The 16,835-nt window shown below is 55.9% G+C and carries 19 protein-coding genes; all 19 read left to right on the forward strand.

Going from position 1 to position 16,835, the window contains the following annotated elements:
* A partial coding sequence (locus Q7T06_RS10780) for a glutamate synthase-related protein (protein WP_304784489.1) occupies positions 1 to 1,758 on the forward strand: 1,758 nt, incomplete at its 5' end.
* A gap of 90 nt (positions 1,759 to 1,848) precedes the next feature.
* Positions 1,849 to 3,312: a glutamate synthase subunit beta gene (locus Q7T06_RS10785; protein ID WP_304784491.1), complete on the forward strand. Its 1,464-nt coding sequence runs from the start codon at positions 1,849 to 1,851 to the stop codon at positions 3,310 to 3,312.
* 203 nt (positions 3,313 to 3,515) lie between these two features.
* Positions 3,516 to 4,319 carry an ABC transporter ATP-binding protein gene (locus Q7T06_RS10790; protein WP_304784493.1) on the forward strand — a complete coding sequence of 268 codons (804 nt, stop codon included), beginning with the start codon at positions 3,516 to 3,518 and terminating at the stop codon, positions 4,317 to 4,319.
* On the forward strand, positions 4,316 to 5,095 hold the full coding sequence (gene mlaE / locus Q7T06_RS10795; RefSeq protein ID WP_304784495.1) for a lipid asymmetry maintenance ABC transporter permease subunit MlaE: 780 nt from the start codon (positions 4,316 to 4,318) through the stop codon (positions 5,093 to 5,095). The genes Q7T06_RS10790 and mlaE overlap by 4 nt, the downstream gene beginning before the upstream one ends.
* A gap of 129 nt (positions 5,096 to 5,224) precedes the next feature.
* Complete coding sequence (gene mlaD / locus Q7T06_RS10800; protein WP_304784497.1) at positions 5,225 to 5,698, forward strand: outer membrane lipid asymmetry maintenance protein MlaD; 474 nt, start codon at positions 5,225 to 5,227, stop codon at positions 5,696 to 5,698.
* Complete coding sequence (locus Q7T06_RS10805; protein ID WP_304784500.1) at positions 5,695 to 6,534, forward strand: VacJ family lipoprotein; 840 nt, start codon at positions 5,695 to 5,697, stop codon at positions 6,532 to 6,534. The genes mlaD and Q7T06_RS10805 overlap by 4 nt, the downstream gene beginning before the upstream one ends.
* A gap of 101 nt (positions 6,535 to 6,635) precedes the next feature.
* Positions 6,636 to 7,271 carry a phospholipid-binding protein MlaC gene (locus Q7T06_RS10810; protein ID WP_304784502.1) on the forward strand — a complete coding sequence of 212 codons (636 nt, stop codon included), beginning with the start codon at positions 6,636 to 6,638 and terminating at the stop codon, positions 7,269 to 7,271.
* A gap of 4 nt (positions 7,272 to 7,275) precedes the next feature.
* Positions 7,276 to 7,563, forward strand: a complete 288-nt coding sequence (locus Q7T06_RS10815; protein WP_304784504.1) for a lipid asymmetry maintenance protein MlaB — start codon at positions 7,276 to 7,278, stop codon at positions 7,561 to 7,563.
* A 160-nt stretch (positions 7,564 to 7,723) separates the two neighbouring features.
* The gene (locus tag Q7T06_RS10820) at positions 7,724 to 8,635 is read left to right on the forward strand and encodes an ABC transporter ATP-binding protein (protein WP_304784506.1); all 912 of its coding nucleotides are present in this window, start codon (positions 7,724 to 7,726) and stop codon (positions 8,633 to 8,635) included.
* Complete coding sequence (locus Q7T06_RS10825) at positions 8,632 to 9,387, forward strand: ABC transporter permease (protein ID WP_304784508.1); 756 nt, start codon at positions 8,632 to 8,634, stop codon at positions 9,385 to 9,387. Before Q7T06_RS10820 ends, Q7T06_RS10825 begins: the two co-directional genes overlap by 4 nt.
* A 62-nt stretch (positions 9,388 to 9,449) precedes the next feature.
* Complete coding sequence (locus tag Q7T06_RS10830) at positions 9,450 to 9,686, forward strand: BolA family protein (RefSeq protein ID WP_304784510.1); 237 nt, start codon at positions 9,450 to 9,452, stop codon at positions 9,684 to 9,686.
* Between the two features lie 60 nt (positions 9,687 to 9,746).
* Positions 9,747 to 10,997 carry a UDP-N-acetylglucosamine 1-carboxyvinyltransferase gene (gene murA, locus Q7T06_RS10835; protein WP_304784511.1) on the forward strand — a complete coding sequence of 417 codons (1,251 nt, stop codon included), beginning with the start codon at positions 9,747 to 9,749 and terminating at the stop codon, positions 10,995 to 10,997.
* On the forward strand, positions 10,997 to 11,686 hold the full coding sequence (hisG, locus tag Q7T06_RS10840) for an ATP phosphoribosyltransferase (protein ID WP_304784513.1): 690 nt from the start codon (positions 10,997 to 10,999) through the stop codon (positions 11,684 to 11,686). The genes murA and hisG overlap by 1 nt, the downstream gene beginning before the upstream one ends.
* A 47-nt stretch (positions 11,687 to 11,733) precedes the next feature.
* The gene (gene hisD, locus Q7T06_RS10845; protein ID WP_304784515.1) at positions 11,734 to 13,047 is read left to right on the forward strand and encodes a histidinol dehydrogenase; all 1,314 of its coding nucleotides are present in this window, start codon (positions 11,734 to 11,736) and stop codon (positions 13,045 to 13,047) included.
* Between the two features lie 19 nt (positions 13,048 to 13,066).
* Positions 13,067 to 13,882, forward strand: a complete 816-nt coding sequence (locus Q7T06_RS10850; protein WP_304784517.1) for a site-specific DNA-methyltransferase — start codon at positions 13,067 to 13,069, stop codon at positions 13,880 to 13,882.
* 232 nt (positions 13,883 to 14,114) lie between these two features.
* Complete coding sequence (gene hisB, locus Q7T06_RS10855; protein WP_304784519.1) at positions 14,115 to 14,711, forward strand: imidazoleglycerol-phosphate dehydratase HisB; 597 nt, start codon at positions 14,115 to 14,117, stop codon at positions 14,709 to 14,711.
* Positions 14,712 to 14,764: 53 nt separating this feature from the next.
* Entirely contained in the window at positions 14,765 to 15,403 is a 639-nt protein-coding gene (gene hisH / locus Q7T06_RS10860) for an imidazole glycerol phosphate synthase subunit HisH (RefSeq protein ID WP_304784521.1), read from the forward strand.
* Between the two features lie 57 nt (positions 15,404 to 15,460).
* Positions 15,461 to 16,246, forward strand: coding sequence for a 1-(5-phosphoribosyl)-5-[(5-phosphoribosylamino)methylideneamino]imidazole-4-carboxamide isomerase (gene hisA, locus Q7T06_RS10865; RefSeq protein WP_304784523.1), 786 nt, complete (start codon positions 15,461 to 15,463; stop codon positions 16,244 to 16,246).
* On the forward strand, positions 16,243 to 16,835 hold a 593-nt coding region (gene hisF, locus Q7T06_RS10870), incomplete at its 3' end, for an imidazole glycerol phosphate synthase subunit HisF (RefSeq protein ID WP_304784526.1). The genes hisA and hisF, both read left to right, overlap by 4 nt.

Consider the following 16,835-nt stretch of genomic DNA (forward strand, 5'->3'; position numbering starts at 1 on the left):
TCGGCTGAACAGATACAGATCAAGATGGCGCAAGGCGCAAAGCCGGGCGAAGGCGGCCAATTGCCGGGCCATAAAGTGTCCGAGTACATTGCGCGTCTGCGTTTCTCGGTACCTGGCGTGGGCTTGATTTCGCCGCCGCCGCATCACGATATCTATTCGATCGAAGATCTGGCGCAGCTGATCCATGACCTTAAAAACGTCAATCCGGGCGCCTCGATTTCAGTCAAGCTGGTGTCCGAAGTGGGCGTCGGCACGGTTGCCACCGGTGTGGCCAAGGCCAAGGCTGATCACGTCGTGATCGCCGGCCACGATGGCGGCACGGGTGCATCGCCATTGTCGTCGGTCAAGCATGCCGGTTCGCCATGGGAACTGGGCCTGGCTGAAACACAGCAAACGCTGATCCTCAATGGCTTGCGCGGCCGTATCCGCGTGCAGGCCGATGGCCAGATGAAAACCGGCCGCGACATCGTCATCGCCGCCTTGCTGGGTGCGGATGAAATGGGTTTCTCGACCGCACCGCTGGTGGTCGAGGGCTGCATCATGATGCGCAAATGCCATCTAAACACTTGCCCGGTCGGTGTCGCTACGCAGGATCCTGTGCTGCGCGCCAAGTTTGCCGGCAAGCCTGAACACGTCGTCAACTTCTTCTTCTTTATTGCAGAAGAAGCGCGTCAGATCATGGCGCAACTGGGCATACGCACATTCGACGAACTGATCGGCCGTGCCGACCTGCTCGACAAATCGAAAGCGATCACGCACTGGAAAGCCAAGGGTCTGGATTTCAGCCGCATGTTCTATCAGCCGGAAGTGGGCGCTGACGAACCGCGTTATCACGTCGATGTGCAAGACCATAATCTGGCCAAGGCGCTGGATCACAAGCTGATTGCGCAGGCCAAGGCAGCGCTCGAGCATGGCGAAAAAGTCTCCTTTATCTCGACCATCAAAAACGTCAACCGTACGGTAGGCGCGATGCTGTCGGGTGAAGTGGCGAAGAAATACGGCCATGAAGGTTTGCCTGACGATACGATCCACATCCAGTTGCAGGGTACGGCAGGCCAATCGGCCGGCGCTTTCCTCGCGCATGGCGTGACGCTGGATCTGGTCGGCGAAGGCAATGACTACGTCGGCAAGGGTTTGTCGGGCGGTCGCATCATCGTGCGTCCGAATACCGAATTCCGCGGCCGTGCAGTGGAGAACATCATCAGCGGTAATACCGTGCTGTACGGCGCAGTGGCTGGCGAGGCATTCTTCAATGGCGTAGTCGGCGAACGCTTCGCGGTGCGCAACTCCGGTGCGATTGCGGTGGTAGAAGGTACTGGCGACCATGGCTGCGAATACATGACAGGCGGCACCGTCGTGGTGCTCGGCGAAACCGGCCGCAATTTTGCCGCCGGCATGTCGGGTGGCATTGCCTACGTCTATGACCCTAAGGGCGATTTCGCTGCGAAATGCAATATGGCGATGGTGGCGCTGGAAACAGTGCAATCGGCGTCCGAGCAGGAGAGCAAGGCAGAGCGCGCAAGCTGGCATAGTCAGACACGTGGCAGCGAAGCGCAAACGGATGAAGCGATACTCAAGGGCTTGATCGAACGTCACTTCAAGCACACCGGCAGCACGCGTGCGCGCGCATTGCTGGATGAGTGGAGTACGGCGCGCAGCAAGTTCGTCAAGGTATTCCCATCCGAGTACAAGCGTGCATTGAGCGAGATGCATGCTGCCAGGGCGCAGCAGGCTGTATCAAGCAAAGTCGCAGCATAAGGCGGCGCCAGCGCGATCAACACACGATGTCATCGGCCCCGCCGTCAACGCGGCGGGGCTGAAACGAATAGCTTAGAAGGCGAGAGAAACATGGGAAAGATCACCGGCTTTATGGAATTCCAGCGCTTGCAGGAAGCCAGCGAAGAACCACAAAAGCGCGTCAAGCACTACAAGGAATTTACCGTGCACCTGAGCGATGCCGAAGCAAAAGTGCAGGCCACGCGCTGCATGGATTGCGGCATCCCGTTTTGCAATAACGGCTGCCCGGTCAACAACATCATTCCGGACTGGAATGATCTGGTGTATTCGGGTGCTTACAAACAGGCGCTCGACACCCTGCATTCGACCAATAACTTCCCTGAATTTACCGGTCGCATCTGTCCGGCGCCATGCGAATCCGCATGCACGCTGGGCATCAACAGCGACCCGGTAGGCATCAAGTCGATCGAGCATTTCATCATCGACAAAGGCTGGGAAAGCGGCTGGGTAGTGCCGCAACCGCCAAGCGTTAAAACCGGCAAGAAAGTGGCCGTCGTCGGCGGCGGTCCTGCCGGCATGGCGGCAGCGCAGCAACTGGCGCGTGTCGGTCATGATGTAACGCTGTTCGAGAAAAACGACCGCATCGGTGGCTTGCTGCGTTATGGCATCCCTGATTTCAAGATGGAAAAATCGCACATCGATTTGCGCGTCAAGCAGATGGAAGCCGAAGGCGTGAAATTCCGCACCAGCGTTTTGGTCGGCAAGGATTTTCCATCCAATATCATCAACTGGGCGAAGGAAACGATCTCGCCTGAGCAAATCAATAAAGACTTCGACGCCGTCATCATCGCCGGCGGCGCAGAGCAGCCGCGCGATCTGCCTGTGCCAGGCCGCGAGTTGAAGGGCGTGCATTTCGCGATGGAATTCCTGCCCTTGCAAAACAAGGTCAATGCCGGCGACAAGGTCAAGGACCAGTTGATGGCGACCGGCAAGCACGTGATCGTGATCGGTGGCGGCGATACCGGCTCCGATTGCGTAGGCACCTCGAATCGTCATGGCGCTGCTTCCGTTGCTCAGTTTGAATTGCTGCCGCAACCGCCGGAAACCGAAAACAAGCCAATGGTCTGGCCTTACTGGCCGACCAAGTTGCGCACTTCCTCTTCGCATGAAGAAGGTTGCGAGCGTGACTGGGCCGTGGCGACCAAGCGCCTCGAAGGCAAAAATGGCAAGGTTGAAAAACTGATCGCCGCGCGCGTCGAATGGAAAGACGGCCGCATGCAGGAAGTGCCGAATTCGGAATTTGAAATGAAGGCCGACCTGGTCTTGCTGGCCATGGGCTTCGTTTCACCGGTGGCACAAGTGCTGGAGGCGTTCGGCGTCGACAAGGATGCACGTGGCAATGTCAAGGCCACTACCGATGGCGACGGCTGTTACCGTACTTCAGTCGAGAAAGTCTTTGCTGCCGGCGACATGCGTCGCGGTCAATCGCTGGTAGTGTGGGCGATCCGTGAAGGCCGTCAGTGTGCGCGTGAAGTCGATGCTTTCCTGATGGGTGAATCGGTCTTGCCACGGTAAGTGCTCGCGATGCCTTTTTGATAATTGAGCCGCTACTTTCACGCCTAGCGGACAGCGTTTTATATAGAACCCGTTGCATTGAAAAATGCAACGGGTTTTTTTACAACGGTTTTGAAAAAGCGAACGCCTGCAAAATGAGCCGCTGCAAGATAGCTTTGCGTTTCTGCACTACAATTACGGCATTGCAATAGAAATACGTCGCTGTGCCTAATCTCGTTGAAATCCGTGATCTACATTTTGGCTATGGTGAGCGCCCGATTTTGTCGGAGCTCAACATGGATTTCCCGCGCGGCAAGGTTATTGCTGTCATGGGTGGCTCCGGCTCGGGCAAGACCACGGTATTGCGCCTGATCGGCGGCCAGATCCAGCCGCAGTCCGGCAAAGTCACGGTTGACGGTCAAGTCGTGCATGAAATGGAAACCCGGGCGCTGTATCAGATGCGCCGCAAGATGGGCATGCTGTTTCAGCATGGCGCGCTTTTTACTGATATATCGGTATTCGACAATGTGGCGTTTCCATTGCGCGAACACACAGATTTGTCGGAAGAGTTGATACACGATCTGGTCTTGATGAAATTGCATACGGTCGGCTTGCGCAATGCTGCGCAATTGAAGCCGGCTGAAATTTCCGGCGGCATGGCCCGTCGTGTCGCGGTGGCACGTGCGATTGCACTCGATCCGCAATTGATCATGTATGACGAGCCATTCGCCGGCCTTGATCCCATCTCGATGGGCATGACAGCCAATCTGATCCGCAAATTGAATGATGCGCTAGGTTCGACTTCCATCCTGGTTTCGCACGATGTGCATGAATCCTTCCTGATTGCCGATTATGTGTATTTCCTGTCCAAGGGAACCGTGGTTGCGCAAGGCACGCCGGCAGAAATGATGGCGTCCACCGATCCGTATGTGAAACAATTCGTCAATGCGGAGCCGGATGGACCGGTGCCGTTTCATTATCCAGGGAAGTCGCTGGCTGATGATCTCGGCTTGAGGGTGCGGTCATGATCGTTTCTTTTTTGACCACTATCGGCCGTGTTGTACGTGAATTCATAATTGATCTGGGTCTTGCGACGCGGACCTTCTTTGCCGTTATCAGTGCGTCTGGTGGTTTGTGGCGCAGGCCGCGGCTGGTAAGCAGCCAGATCCATTTCATCGGCAACTATTCATTGGTTCTGCTTTCGGTATCGGGTTTGTTTGTCGGTTTTGTGCTGGGTTTGCAAGGCTATTACACGTTGAACAAGTATGGCTCCGAGCAGGCTTTGGGCTTGCTGGTTGCCTTGTCGCTGACGCGTGAACTGGGGCCGGTCGTTACCGCATTGCTGTTTGCCGGTCGTGCCGGCACATCGTTGACGGCTGAAATCGGCTTGATGAAAGCCGGCGAACAATTATCGGCGATGGAAATGATGGGGGTCAATCCGCTGCAGCGCGTACTGGCGCCACGTTTCTGGGCTGGTGTGGTTGCGATGCCGGTGCTGGCCGCGATTTTCAGTGCGCTCGGTATTTTCGGCGGCTATGTGGTGGGCGTGAAACTGATAGGTGTCGATGAAGGCGCATTCTGGTCGCAGATGCAGGATGGCGTCGATGTATGGAATGACATCGCCAACGGCGTCATCAAAAGCATAGTGTTTGGGATAGCGGTAACATTTGTGGCGCTGTACCAGGGATATCAGGCGCAGCCGACACCGGAAGGTGTGGCACGCGCGACGACGCGCACGGTGGTGATTGCGTCCCTGCTGGTGCTGTGGCTGGATTTCCTGCTGACCGCATTGATGTTTAGTTAGTAACAACTGGAAGCGGGCGAGAAGTTTTTCGATTAAAATGTGCGCCCCTGCAGGCTTGGATCGCAAGGCTGGCGTACAGAGTGATCGCGTAAATAAAAGCGTCTTCTCCCATATTTAAGGTATCGGCTTATGCAACGAAAATCATTAGACTTATGGGTTGGCCTGTTTGTGCTGCTGGGTGCAGTCGCCTTGTTTTTTCTGGCGATGAAAGCAGGCAATATGAGTTCCCTGTCGTTCGAGCAGAGTTATTCAGTCGTGACGCGCTTTGACAATATAGGTGGATTGAAGCCGCGTGCACCGGTTAAAAGTGCGGGCGTAGTCGTCGGCCGCGTTGCCGACATTAAATTCAATGACAAAACCTTTCAGGCTACGGTGACGCTCGATCTTGAAAGCCGTTATCAATTTCCAAAAGATACGTCGGCGAAGATTTTGACTTCGGGTTTGCTGGGTGAGCAGTACGTAGGGCTGGAAGCCGGTGGCGACACTGCTAATCTGGCTGCAGGTGACAAAATTACAATGACGCAATCGGCGATGGTGCTGGAGAACTTGATCAGTCAATTTCTCTTCAGCAAGGCAGCCGAAGGGAAAGAAGAGAAAAAATGAAAAACACAGGCAAAACCATCTTGCTCGTCTCCGCGCTGTTTCTGAGTGGATGCGCCAGCACCAGCAATAATGCGAAAGATCCTTTCGAAGGTTTCAATCGTGCGATGTTTGACTTCAACGATACGGTTGATCGCGTCGCATTGAAGCCTGCAGCGACTGCCTATCAGGAGGTATTGCCATCGTTTGCACAAACGGCCGTTAATAACTTTTTCGGCAATCTTGGCGATGTATGGACGATGGTCAACAATTTCCTTCAAGGCAAGGCTGAAGAAGGTTTGTCTGACGTGATGCGTGTCACCTTCAACAGCACCTTCGGTTTTGGCGGTTTGCTGGATATTGCATCCGAGGCTGGCATACAGAAACATAAAGAAGACTTTGGCCAGACACTGGGCAAATGGGGTGTTGAATCCGGCCCTTATGTCGTGCTGCCTTTGTTTGGCCCGTCGACGCTGCGTGATACGGCTGCCTTGCCGGTCGATATGGCAGGCGATGTGTGGATGTATACAACTCCGGTTGATGTGCGCAACGTGGGTGCCGTGGTGCGTGTCGTCGATTTACGTGCTACCGCATTGGGCGCAACCAGTTTGCTCGAAGATGCAGCGCTGGATCGCTATACGTTTGTACGCGATGCCTATACGCAACGTCGTGAGAGCCAGGTCAATGATGGCGTGGATGCAGCGAAAAAACCGGATGCGCAAAAAGTCATGAGCCCGCAAAGTGATGCGGCTCCGTTGTTGCCTGCCCTCGATCTGGCAGTCAGTGTCGATACCCCGGTTGAACCTCGGATGGCAGAAGCTGTCGAAGTTGGTGCAGACGAGCCAGTCGCACTGATGTAAGTGAGGCCGTGATTCCCGTCTGCATCTTGCTGCGGGCGGGGAAAACATAGGCCTGCAGTATTTGCCGTCAAGGCAACAAGTAATAAATTAATTGGAAAAAGATGAATATCTGGAAAAAATTATCGCTCGCTGTTGCTGCAATCGCCTTCGCCGGCCATGCGGCAGCGTATGAAGCGCCTGACGTATTGATCAAGCGCATCAGTGAAGAAGTGATGTCGATTGCCAAAACGGACAAGGAAATTCAAGGCGGTAATGCGCAACGCGTACAGCAGGTGGTCGATGAAAAAATTCTGCCGCATGTTGATTTCCAGCGCATGACGATGCTGGCGGCAGGACGTTACTGGCGTGAAGCCACGCCTGAACAGCAAAAGCTGTTGACGGTGGAATTCCGCAGCTTGCTGACGCATACCTATTCCGGCGCGATTTCACAGATCAAGGATCAAAAGCTCGAATATCGTCCGATGCGTGCCGACCCATCGGATACCGAAGTGGTCGTGAATACGCAAGTGATACAGCCCCGCGGCGAACCGATGCAGCTCAGCTATCGCCTGGCAAAATCGCCTGCGGGCTGGAAAATTTATGATGTCAATGTGCTCGGTGCATGGCTGGTCGAGACATACAAAGGCAGCTTTGCGGCAGAAATCGGCAAATCAGGCATAGATGGCTTGATCAAGGTACTGGCGGAAAAGAATAAAAAGCTTTCCAGCAGCCTGGTAAAAACCGCCAAGGCTTCGTAAATTCATGTTTCGGCCCGGCGCATCGCTTACCTTCGACAATGCCAAGACAGCATTGGATGGCGGCCTGCAGGCGATTGCCGAAGGGCAGGCCGTCATCGATTTTGCCGATGTCGTTACGGTCGATTCGGCTGCAGTGGCGACGATGCTGGCCTGGATGCGTGTCGCCAGCGCGCGTTCCCTGCCGCTGGTTTTCAATAACCTGCCAGCCAATCTGTGCAGCCTGATTTCTCTTTATGATGTGACAGAATTGATAGGCGCAGGCATGCCGCGCGCCGATCTGCCGCATCATTGACCCTTCCTGTCGCTCCACTTCCTGCGTAACTTGCTTCGCTAGCGTGCCAATCCGGCGATTCGCAGCGAAAATCCAATATAATCAAGGGTTTCGCCATACGCTTAACGCGGGTGGCGCAATTGTCAGCGTTCCATTTTTGCGTAAAGTGTTCTGAGCCACCATGGCTGCAATTCAAATAAACAATGTTGAAAAAAGCTATCGCGCGTTGAAGGCGCTGAATGGCATTTCGCTTTCTATCGAAGAAGGCGAATTTTTTGGCTTGCTCGGACCTAACGGCGCTGGCAAAACGACCTTGATTTCCATCATCGCCGGCTTGAATCGCGCAGACTCCGGCAGCGTTGCAGTGCATGGCCATGACGTCGTCAGCGATTACCGTCAGGCGCGCAAGATGCTCGGCGTGGTGCCGCAGGAACTGGTGTTCGATCCCTTCTTCACCGTGCGTGAAACCCTGCGCATGCAATCCGGTTATTACGGCTTGAAAAACAATGATGCATGGATAGATGAAGTCATGCATCACCTTGATCTGACCGGCAAGGCCGATGCGAACATGCGCGCGCTGTCTGGCGGCATGAAGCGTCGCGTGCTGGTGGCGCAGGCGCTGGTGCACAAGCCGCCGGTCATCGTGCTCGATGAGCCAACTGCCGGCGTCGATGTGGAATTGCGCCAGACGCTGTGGAAATTCATTTCGCGCCTCAATCGCGAAGGACATACCGTCGTCCTGACCACGCATTATCTGGAAGAGGCGCAGGCCTTGTGCAATCGCGTCGCGATGTTGAAGGCGGGACGGGTGGTGGCGCTGGATACGACTTCGACGCTGATCAAGCGCATCTCGGGTTCGCAACTGGTCGTGCAGCTGGCATCCGGCACGCTGCCGGATGAATTGAAGGCGCTGGTATCGCATCCGGAAGAACTGAAATTCGGTAGCAAATACACCTTGCGCGTGACGGAGTATGCCGACGTCGAGCCCATCCTCGCAAAACTGCGCCTGTCGGGTGCCGTGATCGAAGACATGCAGCTGCAGCAAGCCGATCTGGAAGATGTCTTCATCCAGATCATGGAAGGTGAAAAATGACCGGCTTCCAGACCCTGTTTTATAAAGAGACGCTACGCTTCTGGAAAGTGGCGACGCAAACGGTGGCGGCACCCATCCTGACGGCCGTGCTGTATCTGCTGATTTTCGGTCACGTGCTGGAAGATCATGTGCAGGTATATCCCGGCGTGAAATACACAGCTTTTCTGGTGCCCGGCCTGGTGATGATGAGCGTGCTGCAGAATGCATTCGCCAATTCATCCTCGTCGCTGATTCAATCCAAGATCACCGGCAACCTGGTGTTCGTCTTGCTGACGCCGCTTTCGCACTGGGAATTGTTTGGCGCCTATGTGATGGCTGCAATGGTGCGCGGCCTGGTGGTCGGCGCCGGAGTGTTCCTCGTGACGGCCTGGTTTGCCGATATCACGTTTGTTGCGCCATGGTGGATAGCGATTTTTGCGGTACTCGGCGCCGCCATGCTGGGGACCATGGGTTTGATCGCCGGTATCTGGGCGGAAAAATTCGACCAGCTTGCAGCGTTCCAGAATTTCCTGATCATGCCGGCAACTTTCCTGTCGGGCGTGTTTTATTCAGTGCAGTCGCTGCCGGCATTCTGGCAAACGGTGTCACACTTCAATCCATTCTTTTACATGATCGATGGCTTCCGCTATGGATTTTTCGGGCAATCCGACGTCAACCCATGGCTCAGTTGCGCCGCAGTTGCATGCTTCCTGGCGCTGTTAGGCAGTCTGGCCATTTATCTGCTGAAGAGCGGTTACAAGTTGCGCCACTGATAGTCAGCGTATCAGCGGCATATTTCATTCAACGCATCATCAAATATTGAAAAGGCAAAATCATGTTGCCCACACCAGAATTAGTTAAGAACTACATTGCAGCAGGACTCGATTGCACGCACGTCGAAGTCAGCGGCGACGGCGCCCATTTCGAGGCCGTGATCGTATCAGATGCGTTTGCCGGCAAGCGCCTGATCCAGCGTCATCAGCTAGTCTATGCTGCCTTGGGCGACCGCATGCGTGAAGAAATCCATGCGCTGTCGATGAAGACGCTGACGCCGGAAGAATTCCAGAAGTAAAACTTCACTCACTGTATCGACCAGCCAGATGGTCAAACTTTTAAATGGATAAGCTTTTAAATGGATAAGCTTTTAATACAGGGCGGTCATCGTCTCTCCGGCGAGATCACCATCTCCGGCGCAAAGAACGCGGCCTTGCCTATCCTGTGCGCAGGCTTGCTGACGGCAGATGCCGTGCAGTTAAGCAATGTGCCGCTGTTGCAGGACGTGGCGACGATGCTGAAGCTGTTGCGCCAGATGGGTTTGCAGGTAGAGCAGGATGGCGAGCAAGTCATGCTCAACGGCGCCGCCATCGACAAGCTGGAAGCGCCCTATGAAATGGTCAAGACCATGCGCGCCTCGATACTGGTGCTGGGTCCTTTGCTGACGCGCTTCGGCGAAGCCAGGGTGTCGCTGCCGGGTGGCTGCGCCATCGGTTCGCGTCCGGTCGATCAGCACATCAAGGGTCTGCAGGCGATGGGTGCCGAGATCACGATAGAAGCCGGTTACATACATGCGAAAGCGAAAAGGCTCAAAGGCGCGCGCATAGTCACCGACATGATCACCGTGACCGGAACCGAGAACCTGCTGATGGCGGCGACGCTGGCGGAAGGCGAAACGATACTGGAAAATGCCGCACGCGAACCGGAAGTCACGGACCTCGCAAATCTGCTGGTAGCCATGGGTGCAAAAATCGAAGGCATAGGCACTGATCGCCTGGTCATACAAGGCGTCGAGCGCTTGCATGGCGCATCGCACGCAGTCATCGCCGACCGCATAGAAACCGCCACCTTCCTGTGCGCAGTGGCAGCCGCCGGTGGCGACGTCACCCTGCGCAATGCCCGTACTGATACGCTGGATGTGGCATTCGACAAATTGCGTGAAGCTGGCGCGATCCTGACTTCCGGCGACGACTGGATACGCGTGCAAATGTCATCGCGGCCGAAAGCCGTGAGTTTCCGCACGACGGAATATCCGGGCTTCCCGACCGACATGCAGGCGCAATTCATGGCGATGAACTGTATCGCCGAAGGCAACAGCCGTGTGGTTGAAACCATATTTGAAAATCGCTTCATGCATGTGCAAGAGATGAACCGCCTCGGCGCGGCGATCACGATAGAAGGCCATACTGCGATCATCAATGGCGTCGACAAGCTGGTTGGCGCACCGGTCATGGCGACCGATTTGCGCGCGTCGGCTTCGCTGGTGATCGCGGCGCTGGCAGCTGAAGGAGAAACCCTGATAGACCGCATCTATCATCTGGATCGCGGTTACGATCGCATGGAAGTCAAACTGTCCGCCGTCGGCGCACATATACAGCGAGTGAAATAATGACGCAATCCGATCCAAGATTTGATCCGCAAAATAATCCGCAGCAATTGACGCTGGCCTTGTCCAAGGGCCGCATCTTCGAGGAAACCCTGCCGCTGCTGGAAGCAGCCGGCATCAAGGTCACCGAAGATCCGGAGACTTCGCGCAAGCTGATTTTGCAAACCAATGATGCGAATGTGCGCGTGATCATCGTGCGCGCCTCCGACGTGCCGACTTACGTGCAATACGGCGCAGCCGATTTCGGCGTGGCCGGCAAGGATGTCTTGCTCGAGCATGGTGGCGAAGGGCTGTACCAGCCTATCGATTTGAATATCGCCAAATGCCGGATGTCGGTCGCCGTGAAGGATGGTTTTGATTACGCCAGTGCGGTGCGCCAGGGTGCGCGTCTGCGCGTCGTCACCAAATACGTGCAAACTGCGCGCGAGCATTTCGCCGCCAAAGGCGTGCATGTAGACTTGATCAAGCTGTACGGTTCGATGGAGCTGGGGCCGCTGGTCGGCCTGGCCGATGCGATCGTCGATCTGGTCAGTACCGGCAGTACCTTGCGCGCGAATCACCTGGTTGAAGTCGAGCACATCATGGAAATTTCATCGCGCCTGGTCGTCAATCAGGCGGCCCTGAAATTGAAGCGCGAACGCTTGCAGCCGATACTCGAAGCATTTGAAAAAGCCTCAAAGCTTCAGGCTTGAGCCGGCATTACCGTATTTACTTCTACATGGCTTGATTGAGAAAAACGATGTCCATACAGATACGCAGATTTGATTCCACGCATCCCGACTTCAAGTCGCAACTGGCGGATGTGCTTGCCTTCGAGGCTGGCGAAGATGCCGCGATAGATAGCGCCGTGCTGCGCATTCTTGACGACGTCAAGCTGCGCGGCGACGCCGCCGTGCTGGAATACACGCAACAGTTCGATCACGTCGATGCCAGCGACATGGCCATGCTTGAAATCGGCCGCGATGCATTGCAGGCTGCACTGGATCAACTGTCGCCGGTGCGCCGCGCTGCCTTGCAGACTGCTGCGGATCGCGTACGCGCCTATCACGAACGGCAGAAGAACGAGATCGGTTCGAACGGCTTTATCTACACCGAAGCAGACGGCACCGTGCTGGGCCAGAAAGTCACGCCGCTAGACCGCGTCGGCATTTATGTCCCCGGCGGCAAGGCCGCTTATCCATCGTCGGTATTGATGAATGCGATCCCGGCCAAGGTCGCCGGCGTGCAGGAAGTCATCATGGTGGTGCCGACGCCGAATGGCGTGAAGAATGAACTGGTGCTGGCTGCGGCGGCAATGTCGGGTGTTGACCGCGTCTTCACGATAGGTGGCGCGCAGGCAGTCGCGGCGCTGGCCTATGGCACTGCCACGATTCCGCAGGTCGACAAGATAGTCGGCCCCGGCAATGCCTATGTGGCAGCGGCCAAGCGCCGCGTATTCGGCACCGTCGGCATAGACATGATCGCCGGCCCGTCGGAAATCCTGGTGATCTGCGACGGCAGCACCGACCCGGACTGGATCGCGATGGATCTGTTTTCGCAAGCCGAGCATGATGAACTGGCGCAGTCGATTCTGATTTGCCCGGACGCGGATTACATAGAGGCAGTCGCCGCCAGCATCAATCGCCAGTTGGCCGATATGCCGCGCAAGGAAGTGATTACCACCTCGCTGACGAATCGCGGCGCGATGATCAAGGTACGCGATATGGATGAAGCCTGTGAAATCGCCAATCTGATTGCTGCCGAACATCTGGAAATTTCGACGGAAAATCCGCAACAGTGGGCCGACAAGGTGCGTCACGCCGGCGCGATGTTCCTTGGCCGGTTTTCATCAGAATCGCTGGGTGATTATTGCGCCGGCCCGAATCATGTGTTGCCGACGTCGCGCACTGCGCGTTTCTCATCGCCGCTGGGCGTCTACGATTTCCAGAAACGCTCGAGCATTTTGCAGGTCAGCGAAGGCGGCGCACAGACGCTGGGCAAGATCGCAGCAGAACTTGCATATGGCGAAGGCTTGCAAGCCCATGCACGTTCAGCAGAATATCGGCTGAAGTGACACGCATCCGGATGCCGCGATGACGGACTGGCGCAATCGTATATTTTGCGAAGATGCGCTGGCGGGCCTGGCGCGCATACCGGATGGCGCGATCGACTTGATCATCGCCGATCCGCCATATGGATTGGGTAAGGATTACGGCAACGATTCCGACAAGATGGATGCGGATGCCTACCTGCAATGGATGGAGCAGTGGATAGATGCGGCGCTGCCCAAGCTCAAGCCTAACGGCAGCCTCTATATTTTCCTGACATGGCGTTATTCGCCGGAAGTGTTTGTCATGCTGAAGCAGCGCATGACGATGCTCAATGAAATCATCTGGGACCGGCGCGTGCCATCGATGGGCGGCGGCACACGGAAATTCTCTTCGGTGCATGACACGATAGGATTTTTTGCCAAAGCCAGGGATTATTACTTCGACCTCGATGCAATACGCATCCCCTACGATGCAGTAACCAAGAAGGCGCGCTCGCGCTCCATCTTTGTCGGCGCCAAATGGCTGGAGCTGGGCTATAACCCGAAAGATGTCTGGAGCGTGTCGCGCCTGCACAGGGAGCACCGCGAACGCGCTGACCATCCGACGCAAAAGCCGCTGGAAATCATAGAGCGCATGCTCAAGGCTTCCTGCCCGCCCGGTGGCGTGGTGCTCGACCCTTTCATGGGTAGCGGCACCACCGCAGTTGCCGCCAGGCGTTGCGGGCGCAATTTCGTTGGTTTTGAATTGAATGCCGAATATTGCGATTTGATAGAAAAGCGGCTGGCCGCGCTGGATACACTGGCAGCTGCGGCGCAGCCAGCGGGCGACAGCGCCGGGATCGTATCTGCAGCCAGCTGAAACATGCTGTTTTCAGCCGGTTTTATCCGCCAGTCTGCTGCCGGAACAGCGAAAATCGCTGCAATGCCTGCAATCCGCCGCGCTAAGCTAAAGTGCAGCTGCAAAAAGTGGGTAAAATGCAGGTATTGTTGGAAAGCCGCTTACGGTTTACCGTAGCGTCTGCAAGTAACACCGTATAGCTCTATGCCTTCTGTGCATCATTCTCATCGTCATTACTGATTGTCACTCGAATATGTCTACGCCACGCACTGCAGAAATCACGCGCAATACCAACGAGACGCAAATCCGCGTTGCGATCAATATCGACGGTACGGGTCAGCAAAAGCTGAATACCGGCGTGCCCTTCCTTGATCACATGCTGGATCAGATTGCGCGTCACGGCTTGATCGATCTGGATATTGAAGCCAAAGGCGATCTGCATATCGATGCCCACCATACGGTGGAAGATGTCGGCATCACACTCGGCCAGGCTTTTGCCAAGGCGATAGGCGACAAGAAAGGCATACGTCGTTACGGTCATTCCTATGTGCCGCTGGATGAAGCGCTGTCGCGCGTCGTCATCGATTTCTCGGGACGTCCGGGGCTGGAATTCCACGTGCCGTTCACGCGTTCGATGATAGGTACTTTTGACGTCGATCTGACGCATGAATTTTTCCAGGGCTTCGTCAATCACGCGCTGGTATCGCTGCACATCGATAACCTGCGCGGCGAAAACGCCCATCATCAGTGCGAAACCGTATTCAAGGCGTTCGGCCGTGCATTGCGCATGGCTGCCGAACTGGATGCGCGTTCCGTTGGCACGATACCCTCGACCAAAGGCAGCCTGTAATCCGCCTGCGGCTTGCAAGTAAGTTTCACTTCACTGAAGTCTGAATCACCGGTATGAACAAAATAGTAGTAGTGGATTACGGCATGGGCAATTTGCGTTCGGTCGCGCAAGCCTTGCGCAAGGTCGCGCCGGAAGCGGATGTCCGCATTTCGGGCGACGTTGCCGATATACGCGCCGCAGACCGTCTGGTGTTGCCGGGGCAGGGCGCGATTCCCGATTGCATGCGTTCGCTGCAGGAATCTGGTTTGCAGGCCGCCTTGCTCGAAGCTGCGCGCAGCAAGCCCTTGTTTGGCGTCTGCGTCGGCGAGCAACTGATGTTCGACTGGAGCGAAGAAGGCGATACCGCCGGCCTGGGCTTATTCCCCGGCAAGGTCGTCAAATTCCGCCTGGATAATCAGCTGCAGGAAGATGGTTCGCGCTACAAAGTGCCGCAGATGGGCTGGAACCGCGTGCACCAATCCCTGTCACACCCGTTGTGGGATGGTATTGCCGACGACAGCTATTTTTATTTCGTGCATAGTTATTACGCCGTTCCAGCGAATCGCGCGCATATTGCCGGCGAAACACTGTACGGTTCATTATTCTGCAGCGCGATTGCACGTGATAATATTTTTGCGACCCAGTTCCATCCGGAAAAAAGTGCTATTGCCGGCTTGCAACTGTATAAAAACTTTGTCCACTGGAATCCGTAAGCAACTTGCTCATAGCGATTTCTTTCTTAATTAAAACTTCACACTTCTAACGTATCCATGCTGCTCATACCTGCCATCGATCTCAAAGACGGTCACTGCGTTCGCCTGAAGCAAGGCGATATGGACCAGGCTACCGTATTCTCCGAAGACCCAGCCGAAATGGCGCGCCACTGGCTGGCGCAGGGTGCACGTCGCCTGCATCTGGTCGACTTGAACGGCGCATTTGCCGGCAAGCCGAAAAATGAAGCGGCGGTCAAATCCATACTGCAAGCGGTGCGCGAGTATGCGGAAAAGAATGGCATAGAAGAAATTCCGGTGCAGCTCGGTGGCGGCATCCGCGATCTCGACACGATAGAGCGCTATCTTGACGATGGCTTGAGCTACATCATCATCGGTACCGCTGCGGTCAAGAATCCGGGCTTTTTGCACGATGCCTGCAGCGCATTTCCGGGCCAGATCATCGTCGGCCTCGATGCCAAGGATGGCAAGGTCGCAACCGATGGCTGGAGCAAGCTGAGCGGCCATGAAGTGATAGACCTGGCGAAAAAATTTGAAGACTATGGCTGCGAAGCCATCATCTATACCGACATCGGCCGCGACGGCATGATGGGCGGCGTCAATATCGAAGCCACCGTGAAGCTGGCGCAAAGCATGACGATCCCCGTCATCGCATCCGGCGGCGTGCATAACGTCAAGGATGTCGAAGCCTTGTGCGCCGTGCAGGATGAAGGCATAGAAGGCGTGATTTGCGGCCGCTCGATTTATGAAGGCACGCTGGACCTGCGTTCGGCGCAGGACCGGGCTGACGAACTGAGTGGCGTAGCGCCGGAAGCCAACGAATGACACTGGCAAAACGCATCATCCCCTGCCTCGACGTGACTGCCGGGCGGGTCGTCAAGGGGGTCAATTTCCTTGAGTTGCGCGACGCCGGTGATCCGGTTGAAATCGCGCAACGCTACGACGCGCAGGGCGCGGATGAAATCACCTTCCTCGACATTACCGCAACCTCGGACGGGCGCGACCTGATCCTCGACATCATCGAGGCGGTGGCGTCGCAAGTTTTTATTCCATTAACGGTAGGCGGCGGCGTGCGCGCAGTCGATGATGTGCGGCGCTTGCTCAATGCCGGCGCGGACAAGGTCGGCATCAACAGCTCCGCCATCAGCAATCCGCAACTGGTGTTTGACGCTGCGAAAAAATACGGTTCGCAATGCATAGTCGTGGCGATAGATGCGAAGAAGGCAGCCGATGGACGCTGGGAAGTATTCACGCATGGCGGCCGCAAGGCCACCGGCCTCGATGCTGTCGAGTGGGCCAGGAAAATGGAAAACCTGGGTGCGGGTGAAATCCTGCTGACCAGCATGGACAGGGACGGCACCAAGGTTGGTTTCGACCTCGACCTGACGCGTTCGGTATCGGATGCAATCGGCAT

The sequence above is a fragment of the Herminiimonas sp. genome, from assembly GCF_030645555.1.
Lineage (GTDB): Bacteria > Pseudomonadota > Gammaproteobacteria > Burkholderiales > Burkholderiaceae_D > Oxalicibacterium.